This is a genomic window from Micromonospora endophytica (assembly GCF_003236305.1).
In the GTDB taxonomy this organism is placed as follows: domain Bacteria; phylum Actinomycetota; class Actinomycetes; order Mycobacteriales; family Micromonosporaceae; genus Micromonospora; species Micromonospora endophytica.
In genome coordinates, this window is sequence record NZ_POTX01000062.1 from 1 (window position 1) to 12487 (window position 12487).

General features: G+C 69.0%; 15 protein-coding genes. 9 read left to right on the top strand and 6 right to left on the bottom strand.

Annotated features, from left to right (window positions below):
• Window positions 1-78: 78 nt before the first annotated feature.
• Window positions 79-810 carry an SDR family oxidoreductase gene (locus tag C1I93_RS11915; protein WP_111243329.1) on the bottom strand — a complete coding sequence of 244 codons (732 nt, stop codon included), beginning with the start codon at window positions 808-810 and terminating at the stop codon, window positions 79-81.
• A 358-nt stretch (window positions 811-1168) separates the two neighbouring features.
• Window positions 1169-1618, bottom strand: coding sequence for a VOC family protein (locus C1I93_RS11920; RefSeq protein WP_181445134.1), 450 nt, complete (start codon window positions 1616-1618; stop codon window positions 1169-1171).
• Window positions 1619-1737: 119 nt separating this feature from the next.
• On the opposite strand from C1I93_RS11920, the gene C1I93_RS11925 reads away from it, so the two are divergent.
• The 3 genes from C1I93_RS11925 (at window position 1738) to C1I93_RS11935 (ending at window position 3760) form a co-directional block, all read left to right on the top strand.
• Window positions 1738-2538 (top strand): helix-turn-helix transcriptional regulator, encoded by an 801-nt coding sequence (locus C1I93_RS11925; protein WP_111243331.1) that lies wholly within the window; start codon window positions 1738-1740, stop codon window positions 2536-2538.
• 80 nt (window positions 2539-2618) lie between these two features.
• A complete protein-coding gene (locus C1I93_RS11930) occupies window positions 2619-2813 on the top strand; it encodes a RidA family protein (RefSeq protein ID WP_181445140.1) in 195 nt (64 codons plus the stop codon).
• The gene (locus C1I93_RS11935) at window positions 2813-3760 is read left to right on the top strand and encodes a GlxA family transcriptional regulator (protein WP_111243351.1); all 948 of its coding nucleotides are present in this window, start codon (window positions 2813-2815) and stop codon (window positions 3758-3760) included. The genes C1I93_RS11930 and C1I93_RS11935 overlap by 1 nt, the downstream gene beginning before the upstream one ends.
• A 37-nt stretch (window positions 3761-3797) precedes the next feature.
• Here the strand turns inward: C1I93_RS11935 and C1I93_RS11940 are convergent, their stop codons facing one another.
• Window positions 3798-4805 (bottom strand): zinc-dependent alcohol dehydrogenase family protein, encoded by a 1008-nt coding sequence (locus C1I93_RS11940; RefSeq protein WP_111243352.1) that lies wholly within the window; start codon window positions 4803-4805, stop codon window positions 3798-3800.
• 288 nt (window positions 4806-5093) lie between these two features.
• On the opposite strand from C1I93_RS11940, the gene C1I93_RS11945 reads away from it, so the two are divergent.
• The 3 genes from C1I93_RS11945 to C1I93_RS32415 all read left to right on the top strand — a co-directional run bounded on the left by C1I93_RS11945 (window position 5094) and on the right by C1I93_RS32415 (window position 7794).
• Window positions 5094-5768 (top strand): nucleotidyltransferase domain-containing protein, encoded by a 675-nt coding sequence (locus C1I93_RS11945; RefSeq protein ID WP_111243333.1) that lies wholly within the window; start codon window positions 5094-5096, stop codon window positions 5766-5768.
• Window positions 5765-6817: a phosphotransferase family protein gene (locus tag C1I93_RS11950; protein WP_212808538.1), complete on the top strand. Its 1053-nt coding sequence runs from the start codon at window positions 5765-5767 to the stop codon at window positions 6815-6817. The genes C1I93_RS11945 and C1I93_RS11950 overlap by 4 nt, the downstream gene beginning before the upstream one ends.
• A gap of 131 nt (window positions 6818-6948) precedes the next feature.
• Complete coding sequence (locus C1I93_RS32415; RefSeq protein ID WP_249412319.1) at window positions 6949-7794, top strand: hypothetical protein; 846 nt, start codon at window positions 6949-6951, stop codon at window positions 7792-7794.
• A 44-nt stretch (window positions 7795-7838) separates the two neighbouring features.
• Here C1I93_RS32415 and C1I93_RS31970 read toward each other — a convergent pair whose 3' ends face one another.
• On the bottom strand, window positions 7839-8297 hold the full coding sequence (locus C1I93_RS31970) for a hypothetical protein (protein ID WP_212808539.1): 459 nt from the start codon (window positions 8295-8297) through the stop codon (window positions 7839-7841).
• Between the two features lie 11 nt (window positions 8298-8308).
• On the opposite strand from C1I93_RS31970, the gene C1I93_RS31975 reads away from it, so the two are divergent.
• Window positions 8309-8512 (top strand): helix-turn-helix domain-containing protein, encoded by a 204-nt coding sequence (locus C1I93_RS31975; protein WP_249412478.1) that lies wholly within the window; start codon window positions 8309-8311, stop codon window positions 8510-8512.
• Window positions 8513-8579: 67 nt separating this feature from the next.
• On the opposite strand, the gene C1I93_RS11965 is transcribed toward C1I93_RS31975, so the two are convergent.
• Window positions 8580-9176: a TetR/AcrR family transcriptional regulator gene (locus C1I93_RS11965; protein ID WP_111243334.1), complete on the bottom strand. Its 597-nt coding sequence runs from the start codon at window positions 9174-9176 to the stop codon at window positions 8580-8582.
• A gap of 115 nt (window positions 9177-9291) precedes the next feature.
• On the opposite strand from C1I93_RS11965, the gene C1I93_RS11970 reads away from it, so the two are divergent.
• Window positions 9292-10101: an SDR family NAD(P)-dependent oxidoreductase gene (locus C1I93_RS11970; protein WP_111243335.1), complete on the top strand. Its 810-nt coding sequence runs from the start codon at window positions 9292-9294 to the stop codon at window positions 10099-10101.
• Between the two features lie 561 nt (window positions 10102-10662).
• Here the strand turns inward: C1I93_RS11970 and C1I93_RS11975 are convergent.
• On the bottom strand, window positions 10663-11277 hold the full coding sequence (locus tag C1I93_RS11975; RefSeq protein ID WP_111243336.1) for a TetR/AcrR family transcriptional regulator: 615 nt from the start codon (window positions 11275-11277) through the stop codon (window positions 10663-10665).
• 113 nt (window positions 11278-11390) lie between these two features.
• Here C1I93_RS11975 and C1I93_RS11980 point away from each other — a divergent pair, with 113 nt between their 5' ends.
• On the top strand, window positions 11391-12278 hold the full coding sequence (locus tag C1I93_RS11980) for an NAD(P)H-binding protein (RefSeq protein ID WP_212808541.1): 888 nt from the start codon (window positions 11391-11393) through the stop codon (window positions 12276-12278).
• The last annotated feature ends 209 nt before the right edge of the window (window positions 12279-12487 follow it).

The window sequence follows — 12487 nt, forward strand, 5'->3', positions numbered from 1 at the left end:
GGTCGGCCGGCTGAGCCGCACCGGCCGACCCGGCCGGCGGCCGGCACCCCGTCGGGTGCCGGCCGCCGGGCCTGGCTGTCAGCGGGCAAGCCACTCCCGGTAGCTGGTGGTGGCGAGTACCGCGTCCTGCGGGGCGGTCAGCACGTCTCCCGGCACGACGCCGAAGATCCCGGCGGTGGGGTCGACCACGACCGTACGGGTGTCCCCCGTTGCGGCCAGGGCCACCCTGCCCCACTCGTCGAGCCGGAGCACCTCGGGACCGGCGACGTTCTGGATGCCGTTACACGGCGCGCCGACCGCCACCCGGGCCACCGCCCTCGCCACGTCGGCCGACGCCATCGGCTGCACCGGGGTGGCGGGCAGCCGTACGGTGTCGTCGTCGCTGGTCCAGGACATGATCGCGCCGATGAACTCGAAGAACTGGGTGGCGCGGACGATGGTGTACGGCACCGGGCCGGCCGCAAGGATCTTCTCCTGGAGCACCTTCGCCCGGTAGTACGGATCCGGCACCTGGTCGACCCCGACGATGGACAGGATCACCACATGGCCGACCTGTTCGCGCTGCGCCGCGGCCAGCAGGTTCTCCATCGACGTGCGGAAGAAGTCGGCGGACTTCTCGTCGAAGGTGGTCGAGTTCGTCAGGTTCAGCGCCACGTCGGCGCCCTTGAGGCCAGCGTCGAGGCCCTCGCCCGTGAGCAGATCCACCCCGTTGGACGGCGACAGCGCCACCGCCTCGTGGCCGTGCTCGCGGAGCATGACCACAACCTGGGAACCGATCAGCCCGGTACCGCCCAGTACGGCGATCTTCATGTCGTCACACCCCTGTCTCGGTCGGTGGCACCGGGCGTTTGCCCGACGCACCCGCTAGGACCGGACAGCACCGCCGGATGTGACGCCGCGCCCGCGACGCCGGTGTCACGAGCGGCCCGGGCGAGTGGGTGGTGCGATCGCTGCGCCGACGCGGCGCCCACGTACAACGGTCGTCAACGAAGATGCTCGCGTCGTCTCGATCTCCCTCATCCTCATCGTCGGGATCGTTGTCCTCAGGGCCGAGGAGCGACCGCGACCACGTCGGCGGGTACGTAATTGCCACCGACGCGACGCCGGCCTCCGGTGACGGATGGTTTCCCTGTCCACGCCCACGAAACGATCGAGCTGACGGGCGCTCCTACGAGGGCAGTTCGAACAGTTCCAGCTGGATACCGTCCGGATCGCGCAAATAGAGGATCTTCGTGCCAGCCAACGCCCCCGCTTCGACGCCGTCGCCGTCCTGAAGCACGACCGGATCGGAGTTGACGTGCACGCCTCGCTCCACCAGGTCGCGGTACGCCGCATCGAGGTCGTCGACCTCGAAACACAGGTGCATCACCCCGACGTCGCAGTTGCGTCCGGTGAAGGGCCTCGGCTGTGGGCTATCGTACTGGATGAGTTCCAGGAGGACGTTGTCGCCGGCCAGTGCGAACGATGCCCGCATCGACGGGTTCTCGACCTCGACGACAGCTCCGATCGCCGGGTTCGTGGCCGAGATCGTCACGCCGTTCGGCGCGATACCGAGGACATCTTCGTACCACCTCACCGACCGCGCCAGATCGCTGACCGGCACTCCGATGTGATTCATCCTGGTCACTCTGCTCATGATCCCATCCTGGCGGGCGGGGCCACCGTGGTGGAAGGCAAAGATCTTCCGCGTACCGCTGGTACCACCCAGTGCCCTGACCGATGGCGGACCATGTGGTCATGAATGACCTCGGCGCTGCGCTGCGGGCCTGGCGGGATCGCACGAACCCGGCCGCGGTCGGTCTCACGCACGCGTCCCCCCGCCGCGTCGTCGGACTTCGACGCGGCGAGCTGGCGACGCTGGCCGGCATCTCCCCCGAATACGTGGCACGCCTCGAACAGGGCCGGGCCGTCACGCCGTCGGCGCAGGTGTGTGCCGCCCTGGCCCGCGCGTTACGACTCTCCGACGACGAGGAGGCGCACCTGATGCGCCTTGCCGGCTTCGCCGCGGCTCCGGACCGGATACCCTGCCTGATCCCCGGCAGCCTGCACCGTGTCATCGACCACCTCGGTGACATCCCGGCGGCCGTCTACGACGCCGGGTGGCGACTTCTGCACTGGAACCGGCTGTTCGCTGCCGTCTTCGGCGATCCCGTGGGCGCGACCGCCGACGATCGCAACGCCCTGATCGTCCAGTTCGAATCCCGAAATCCCCGCGTCCGCCAGACCGACACGGAGCGTGCCTACTTCGAGCAGTCGTTGGTGGCCGACCTGCGCGCCACCAGCGCCCGCTATCCGAACGACCCCGACGTGGCGGCGCTGGTCACCCGCATGGCCGGAAACGACCGGTTCCGCCGCCTCTGGGCCCTCGGCGCGGTGGCCAGTCACGAGAGCGCTCACAAGACCGCCGTGCATCCGGACGTGGGCCTGATCCCGCTGGACGCCAATGTCCTGACCACCCGGACCACCGACCTTCGCGTCGTCGTCCTCACCCCCCGGCCTGACACCACCGCTCGCGAGAAGCTGGATCGACTGGGTTGACGGGGCCGGATCCGCACCACGCCCGCCACCTTCCAGGTCTCGTCTCCCCCGACGTCCTCCGCGAGGTGCACGGCAGGGTCATGGTCGAGCAGTTCCGCAAGCGGATGGGTGACCGATCGCCCATCTGGACCATGATCGGTGTCGCGACGCTTGCCGCGCCGAACATGCGCGTCGAGATCAAGGTGACCGCCGTCGTCGGCCGGCTGGCGGAAATGCCCATACCTGCGAGGATGATGACGCGGTCGGCACGCGTCGACCGGATCGGAGTCGGGTGATGCAGCGACCGCATCAGGTGGTGGTCCTCGTGCTCGACGGGGCGCTCCCGCTGGACGTCGGGATTCCGGCGGAGGTGTTCCATCCGGAGTCGGGGTTCCCCTACGCGGTGTCGACCTGCGGGGTCACTGCCGGCACGGTGCCGTCCCACGGGGGCTTCGGATACGCGGTCCCGCAGGGCCTGGACGCACTGGACGCCGCAGACACTGTCGTCGTTCCGGGATACGCTCCGGCGGGTCGGCCGATACCGGTGGAGGTGCGCGAAGCGCTCCGGAGCGCCGCATCGCGCGGGGTACGCATCGCGTCGATCTGTTATGGCGCGTTCGCCCTCGCGGATTCCGGCCTGCTCGACGGCCTGCGGGCGACGACGCACTGGGATGCGGCGGAGAAGCTCGCGGAGCGGTATCCGCAGATCACGGTCGAGCCGAACGTGCTCTTCGTCGACGAGGGATCCATCCTCACCTCGGCGGGGGCCGCCGCCGGGCTCGACCTGTGCCTGCACATCGTGCGGCGCGACCTCGGCGTGGGCGCCGCGAACGAGATCGCCCGAGGACTCGTCACCGCGCCCTACCGGTCCGGGGGTCAGGCCCAGTACTTGCCGAAGACCGGTTCGGCGGTTCATGGCGAAACCCTCGCCGCGACGCGCGAATGGGCTATGGCGCGGCTCGACCAGCAGCTCACGATCGCCGGACTCGCCGCGCACGCGCAGCTGTCGCCCCGCACGTTCCTGCGCCGCTTCACCGAAGAGACCGGCAGCACCCCGCTGCAGTGGATCCTGCGGGCACGGATCGACACCGCCCGCGAACTCCTGGAGAGCACGAGGCTGTCGGTCGACCGCATCGCGGACCAGGTCGGCCTGGGAACCGGATCGAACCTCCGACTGCATTTCCGCCGGCTCCTGCAGGTGTCCCCCTCGGAGTACCGTGCCACCTTCTCCGGGCGGAGCTGACCACCACCATCAGCGCCCGAACGCCGGAAGCGTTCCGCTACGAGATGCGAGGGGGAAGCGCAACGGTTTCACCCGCCACATCGATCGCGACCTTGCCGCGGAGTGCGTACGACCGCCTGTTCTCCAGGAGTTCATGAGCCTCGCCCATTCGCGCGAGCGGAATAGTCGCGCCGATGACCGGCTTCACGAGACCGCGCTCGACCAGCCCGGTGAGCGCGTCCAGCTTTCCTCGGTTCTGTCGGGTGAAGACGAAGTGATAGGCGGCGTTCCTGCCCCACGCCTCGATGAGGTTCTGCGGCTGCGCGATGTCGACGATGCTGACGACGCGTCCGAAGTCGGCGAGCGTCAGCGGGCTTCGGGTGAGTGTGTCGCCACCGATCGTGTCGAATACCACATCGACCCCCTTGCCTTGCGTCATCTCGGCCACGGCATCGACGTAGTCCGTCGAGGTGAAGTCGATCGCCGAATCCGCCCCGAGAGAGCGCACGAACTCATGGTCACCGGCTCTCGCGGTGACGATCACCCGTGCGCCGATCGCCTTCGCGATCTGGATCGCGATCGTGCCGACGCCGCCCGTGCCGCCATGAATGAGGATCGTCTCCCCCACGGTGAGCTGGGCGCGCGTCACCAGGGCCTCCCAGACCGTTCCACCGACGAGAGTCAGGCTCGCCGCCTCCAGGTGCGTGAGGTTCTCCGGCTTCCGGCCGACGAGGTCGACGTCGGCGACGTGCTGCTCGGCGTAGGAACCGGGGCCGCCGAAGATCCGGGGCGTGTAGTACACCGCATCGCCGACGCGGAACTCGGTCACGTGGGATCCGACTTCCTCGACCACGCCGGAGATGTCGTGCCCGATGATCGCCGGGAGCGGTACGTGATCGGCGTAGTCTCCGCGACGGATCTGATAGTCGAGCGGGTTGACGGCGGTCGCATGGACGCGCACCCGCACCTGGCGGGATTCGACTCGCGGTACGGAGACGTCGCGCAACTCGAAAGCATCGGCCCCGCCGAAACGGGCGAGCACGACGGCCTTCATCGAATAAGTCATGTTGATGTTCCTCATTGTGATTACGAGTGCTCGATACGCCGGGACGGGCAGTTCTTTCTCAGTGTCGCGCGCACGATCCACACACTCCAGTGGCGACAATGCCAAATATCCGCGAGGATAGTGACACGCCCGTCGCGCGGCCCGCACCCACGACAAGGAGGCGTCTACCGAGTATCGATCCGAATCGACGGATGGCACGCAGCCCACTGGTGGCCGGCACCGGAAGGGTGGCCAGCCGCTCCGGCGACTCCTCCGCCGGCGCGGCGCGGCTTGGGTAGGTTGCCGGACGTGATGGAGCTTGTCGCGCAACACACCGCCCTCGCGGTGGTGGTCGGATCACGGGCATACGGCCTCGACGGTCCAGACTCCGACTACGACCGACGCGGGGTCTACGTGGCGCCGACCCGCGCGTTCTGGCACCTCGACAAACCCCCCACCCACCTCGACGGACCGGCGGCCGAACAGTTCTCCTGGGAGTTCGAACGCTTCTGCCTACTCGCTCTGCAGGCCAACCCCACGGTCCTGGAGGTCCTCTGGTCCCCGCTGGTCGAAAGCACCACAGCGGACGGGCAAGAGCTGCTGGCCCACCGGCAGGCGTTCCTGTCCACGCGGGTGGCCGACACCTACGGCGGCTACGCCCGAGACCAACTCAACCGGGTCACCGCCCGCCGCGAACGCACCGGCGAGACCAACCACAAGCAGGCCATGCACATGATCCGACTACTCGCCGCCGGAATCCACGTCCTGCGCACCGCGCAGATCCTGGTCGACGTACGCCACCTACGCGACCGACTGCTCGCGGTACGACGCGGCGAACTGCCCTGGGAAACAGTCACCGCCTGGGCCGCCGACCTGATGGCCGAACTCACCGACACCGCCACCACCACCGCACTACCACCACAACCCGACCGCGCCGCCGTGGACCGGCTCCTCACCGCCGTACGAGAAAGGAACCTGCAGTGACCACCGAGGTGCCGCCCTGGACCTACGCGCCGCCCACCTCCTCCCCGCCGCCGACGTCGTCGGGTTACGCACCGGCCCGTGGCATGGTGACCGACCACGATGAGGCCGCGGCTGTCCGACCGTTGACGTTGGCTTGGGTGGGCCGGCATCTGGAGGTTGGCGAACAGATCGTCAGGACCGAGGTGCTACACGGCGGCATCACTGCCGAAATGCGGAAGCTGACCATCGGCACACGGGGCGGAAGCACCCGTGATCTGGTGCTGCGGAGCTTCGTCGACCCGTTCTACGTGGGACATGCCGAAGACTGGCTGAATCGGGAGGCCGAGGCCCTGTCCCTGCTGATGGGGACCGGCGTTCCGGCTCCTGTACTGCTCGCGGTTGACCCGACCGCCGCGCATTGCGAGTATCCATCGCTGCTGATGACACAGGTGGCGGGCCGGACGGTCCTCGACGATGAGGGATTGGAAACGCGGATTCCTCTGCTGGCTCGTCAACTCGTGGCGATCCACGCGTTGCGACCCGCCGAGCGGCCCCGAAAGTATGTGGCGTTGACGACCGCCGACACCGTCGTGACTCCAAAGGGTGCCGATGCGGCGGCATGGGCGGCGGCAATCGCTGTGATCCGCAGGCCCGCGCCGCCCTATGAAGGACGGTTCCTGCACCGGGACTTCCAACCCGGCAACGTGCTGTTCGACGTGTCGCCCCTGGGGCCGGCGGGTGCTCGGATCACCGGTGTCGTCGACTGGGCAGGGACCTGCTGGGGCCCGGCGGATCTCGATGTGGCGCACTGCTCCACAAATCTCGCGTTGCTGCACGGCCCGGCGTGGGGCCTACGGTTTGCTCAGGCGTACGAGGAGGCCGGCGGAGAGCTGGCCGCGGCCGCGAGCGAGCGGCTGTACTGGCAGGTGCGGGACGCGCTGGCGTGCTCAGAAGAGGTGCAGGTGGTGGCGCGGCCATGGCGGGAGGCAGGCAGGGCAGAGCTGACGACGCGAGCCGTGGAGAAGCGGTTGGATGTCTATGTCACCGCCCTGATGGAGGCGCTGGGCTGAGCCAACACGGCCGCCGGGGCGATGTTCCTGGCCAGGCTCGACGCCGCCCGCTTTCCTTCCGGCCGGTAGGGTGTGCGTCCGTGGCGGTCCGCATCGACGTTGAGGCTTTTCATGATTCGATCCCCACAGCGGTGGGTGAGGCCGCGGCGCGGCTGCTGACCGACGACAACGTCGGTGAGCTGGAGCCCGCCGGCGGTGGTGTCCAGGCCGTGGTACGCGACCACGACGCCACCTTCCAGCCGTGGGTGGGCATCGTCGACGGGGCCTTCACCGGCGACTGCGACTGCGGCATCCCCGACGACGACCTGTGCGCGCACGCGGTCGCGACCGCGCTGACCGCGTTCCACGCGCGCATCGCCTTCTCCGGCGCGGCGACACCACCCGGCGCCGCTCCCCTCGAGCCCGACGACGCCCACTACCGTCAGGCAGTGCAACGGCTGTCACCCCGCCAACTCGCCGACCTGGTAGCTGAACACGCGGTCCGGGACCGCCTGTTCGCCACCCTGCTGCTCGGTGCGGCCGGCATGCTCGACACCACCAACGCGTCCGGCAGCCTCGCCACCTTCCGCGCCGCCGTCACAGACGCGGCAGCGGTGACCACCGGAAGCAGGTGGCAGATCTCCGACGTGGAGGCCGTCGGGCACCGCCTGGCCGTCGAAGTCGAAATCCTGTGCGCCCACCCCGCGACCCCTACCGCGCTCGATCTGGTCGAAGAGGCCATCGTCATCTGGGACGACCTGTCCGGACATCTCCGCGACGCCCACCACGTCACCCGTACCGAACCGGAAGAGATCGCCGACCCGCTCCTGGACGCGCACCGTGACTTGTGCGAACGACTCGACCTCGACCCGGACGAGATCGCCGAACGACTGAAGCGACTGCTCGCACGCTGCCACTACGACACCGTGGACATCGACAGCTATGCCGATCTCCTCGGTGAGCATGCGGATACGATCACTTCACCGACCCGCTGGTAGCCACGAATCGCTGCCGCATCGCCCACCGGCGGTGCACCCGGACCTCAGTCCCGCAGTCCCGGGTCGAGCATCCAGTGCTCCGTCGTGGTCCAGCCGAGCAGCCGCTGGCCGGTGCCGGCCCTGCCGTCCGGGTCGAACTTCCCGCCGTTGATCACGTGCGCGAGTCCGGTCACGGCCGGCGCCAGCCGGGCCCGCACGTGGTCAGGCTGGGTGACCAGCTGCTGTTCGGCGTAGGTCGGGAGGGCTTCCTGTTCCTCCCAAGTGGACAGCGACAGGAAGAACAGCATCTGCCGCCACGCGTACGCGGCGTTCTTGACGGTGCCCAGCGGTCGGGGGTTGTGGTGAATGCGGGTCGTCAGCCGCAGCACGGTGTCCAGGCACCGCTTCGCGAGGTCCGCCGACGGGCCCATGCCGAGCAGACCGACCGGCCCACCAGCCGGCTCGGAGCCCTCAATCGCGACGGCATCGGCGCCGCTCTGCGAGTGCGGTCGGCACCACGCCACTGGAGTACCTGATCCAATGGCGCATGAGCCTGGCCCGGGACGAGCTGCGCCGCAATACCCACTCCATCACCGAGCTCGCCGTCGCCAGCGGTTACGAATCCGAGAGCGCCTTCAGCACCGCCTTCCGTCGCGTGGTCGGCTCTTCACCCAGACAGTTCCGCGACACCCACAAGAAGGTGGGAGGTGTCGATTCCCTGGGGGCGGGTGCTCGCTGACCGGTCGACGCCTTCGAGCGGGCCGGCGAGCTGCTCCAACGTGCGCGCGCCGAGCAGTGCCGACGGGTCAGGTGGCGTCCCGCAGCGAGTCGAATGCGGCAGTCAGCAGGTCGCGGAGGGGGACCACGCCCTTCCGTCGGGTCCACGTCTCCCCGGCGACGTCCAGGCAGGCGACCGCGCCGGCGATGACAGCGGTGGCCCGCAGGGTGGTCAGGTCGTCGTCGGGACCGCCGCCGAGCCGCCGCGCGACCTCGGGAATCAAGTCGGTCTGCCACTGTAGGTGCTTCTCGACGCTGCGGGCGCGCAGCGACGGCGTGCCGTACATCATCTCCGAGACCTTGAGCAACCGTTCCCGGTCGACGCCGGGTTCCTCGCTGAGGGTCACCATCGTGTTCAGCAGCGCGGTCCAGAGGGGTTCGTCGTCGGGCCGCGCGGCCAGCACGGTTCGGACCCGGCGCCCTTCATCGGCCAACCGGCCCAGGACGATGTCCTCCTTGGTGCCGAAGTAGCGCAGGACCGAGCGACGGGAGACGCCCGAGGCGGCGGCGATGTCGTCGAAGGTGGTCGCCTCGAATCCCTTGGCCAGGAACAGCTCCATCGCGACCTCGGTGATCTCCGCGATCGCCGTACGCCGGGTGCGGCTCCACAGACCCTCACTGCTCATGCTCTCGCCTCCTCTGCACGAGTCTAGCCACCATGACCCCAGATGCCTATTTGACACTCAGTGCCAGAAGGTCATATGGTGTCACTACACCGCGATTGCTTGGGGAAGGCCCTTCATGAACGTCATCGACTACCGCAACCAGACCGTCCTCATCACTGGCGCCAGCGCCGGCATCGGCGCCGAATTCGCCCGCCAACTCGCCGCCCGGGGCGCGAACGTGGTGCTCGTCGCCCGCCGCCAGGAACGGCTCACCGCCCTCGCCACCGAACTCGCCACCCGATACCGGATCGAGGCCACCGCCCTCGCCCTGGACCTCACCACGCCCGACATCGGTGACGTCCTCGACCAGGAACTGCACCGCCGGGGCATCGAAGTCACCAGCATCGTGAACAACGCCGGCTTCGGCACCCACGGCCTGTTCCACACCGAGGATCCGGACCGCCTTGCCGCCGAGATCGCCCTCAACGTCACAAGCGTCGTGCAGATCAGCCGCACCTTCATCGAACGACTCCGCCGCCGCGGGGACGGCTTCCTGGTCAACGTGGCCAGCGTGGCGGCCTACCAGCCCGACCCCACCATGGCCGTGTACGGCGCCACCAAGGCGTTCGTCCTCAACTTCACCGAGGCCCTGTGGTACGAGTCGCGCAACACCGGACTACGCGTCATGACCCTGCTGCCGGGGGCCACCGAGACCGAGTTCTTCGACGTCGCCGGCGAGGCTGCCGACGGCGGCACCCGACGGATGCCCGCCGCCAAGGTGGTGAGGACCGCCCTGGCCGCCCTCGACCGCCGCAACCCGCCGCCCAGCGTCGTGGCCGGCTGGGGCAACCGGATCGGCACCGAGGTCTTCGGTCGACTGCTCAGCCGCCGCCAGGCCACCGTGCTCGCGGGACTCCTGATGCGCAACTCCGTACCGGCCGCCTGAGCACGGCGCGCCCCCGGCGCCGGACGAGCGGGGCCGCAATAGCCCGGGCCGACCGTCAGGATGGGGGCGCTGACGGCCGGCCCGGCCGCTTCCGGTCGCCCGTAAGGGCTCCCGACCAGCCGGCCCCACGCCACCTCCGGCGCCCCACTCCGGCCGGTGCGACCGAAGAGGTCGTCGCCGCCGACGCGTTCCTGGCGACCCTCGACGCAGCCCAGCGCGACCGGGCCGTGTACGACGCCCGACGACCCGGCCGTCCGGGACTGGTCGAATCGGAGCCACGTTGGTCGAGGCCGAGCGGCTCCGGGCTTGGGCTGCATGGCGAGCTGCTCGCAGGCTGTTCGGCGGTCGACGCCGCTCACCTCAGGTCAGGCTGCTCCATCAGTGCCGCGACAACCGGGGCGGCCTCCTGCCACTGCGACCATGCCTCGCCTGCCTGACGACGCTGGTCGGCTCGGACTCGTGAGTATCGAACATGGTGCTTCAGGAGGAGTGCGTCGATAGCCTTCCAAGTGCGCCGCAGGTGCAGGCCGCGGTCGATCGTGAGCTGTTGCCGCAGCGGGGCTAGGAGCTGTCCGTTCCATGGCGTAGTTGGGTGAAGGCCCGGTCCGCGTCGGCGACCGCCTCGGGCTGGACATCGCGTGCGGTCCGCCCGTCGGCGATCTTCTGCCAGTTGGTCCGGGCCAGTACGCGTTGAACCGCGATCACCTGGGCGGCTTGTAGTCGGGCCCCGATGCCCCGGTCGAGGACGGCGGCCAGCGCGTCCTCGTCGTCGAGCATGTACTGCATGAGCCGTCCCGCCAGGCTCGGTGTGGTGAACACCAGCCGGTGAAACGCCACCACCTCGGGATGATCGTTAAGGCCGGTGACCGGCTCAAAGCGATCGAGGCCGGCCCGGAAGTGCCGGTGCAACGCTGTCATCGGCGCCATGTCGGCCTGGCGGTCGCGTACCGCGCGTGCGGCCTCGCCCTGGTGGTCCGCGAACCGGTGCAGGATCAGGTCTTCCTTGGTCGCGAAGTAGCGGAACAGGGTCGGCTTCGACACCTCGGCCATCGCGGCGATGTCGGAAACCGACACCTGGTCGAAGCCGTGCGCCAGGAACAGCGTGATCGCCGCATCAGCGATCACGTCCCGGGTTCGCGCCTTCTTGCGGGCACGCAGCCCGACCGGTTCGATCACCCCGTCAAGGTAACATCCATTACCTGGTTGCATATTTAACTCGGTAACGATTTGATGGGAACCATGAATCAGACAGACACCCGCCGCACCCCGTCGACGATGGCGAGGTTGCCATGACGCCTGTTGACGGACCTCCGGTGCTCGTCACCGGGGCGACCGGCCGGGTCGGACGCTCAGTGGTCGACCTGCTGACCGACGCGGGCGTGCCGGTCCGCGTCCTCGTGCGCCGCTCCGAGTCGGCGGCGACGCTGCCCACCAACATCGAGGTCGTCACCGGCGATCTCACCGTGCCCGAATCGCTCGACGCCGCGCTGCACGCCGTCAGTACGGTCTTCCTGGTCTGGACCGCCCCGCCGCAGACCGCGGCGGCCGTCGTCGACCGGCTGGCCGCCCACGCACAGCGGGTCGTCTACCTGTCCGCGCCGCACCGGACCCCGCATCCGTTCTTCCGGCAACCGAACCCGATGGCCGCGCTGCACGCCGAGATCGAGCGGCTCATCGCCGACAGTGGACTCGACTCGACGATCATCCGGCCGGGAATGTTCGCGTCGAACGCCCTGTTCTGGTGGGCCGCCGCGATCCGCGCCAACCGCCCGGTCCGGTGGCCGTACCGCGCGGCTGAGACGGCCCCCATCGACGATCGAGACGTGGCGGCGGTCGTCGCGCGGACGCTGTACGAGGACGGACACGCCGGCGGCGACTACGTCCTGACCGGCTCCGAATCCCTCAGTCAGGCAGAACAGGTAGACATCATCGGAGACGTCCTGGGCCGCCCGATCGCGTTCGAGGAACTGCCGCCCGACGAGTTCCGGCGCGAAACCCCGGAAGCCGCGCGCCCCGCGGTGGACATGCTCCTGACCGCATGGAACGCCGCGATGGGGCAGCCGGCGTACGTCACCTCCACGGTGGCCGACATCCTCGGAACGCCACCACGAACGTTCCGGCAGTGGGCCACCGACCACGCCACAGCGTTCACCGAGGACCCCCACCCGACGAACTGAACATCGGTGTATGCGTACGCCTCCCGCCCCGAGCCGCCCCGCGCGACCATGTCGGCCGAGCGCATCAACCCGTCCACGAAGCGGTACTCGTGCAGGTAGACCGGCCCGTCCGTATCGAAGTGCGCAACCTCGACCACATCGCCGTCGTAACCGACGAACGTCTCGAAGCACACACGGCCGTGAAGAAAGCCGCTGTACTTCTCGATGAC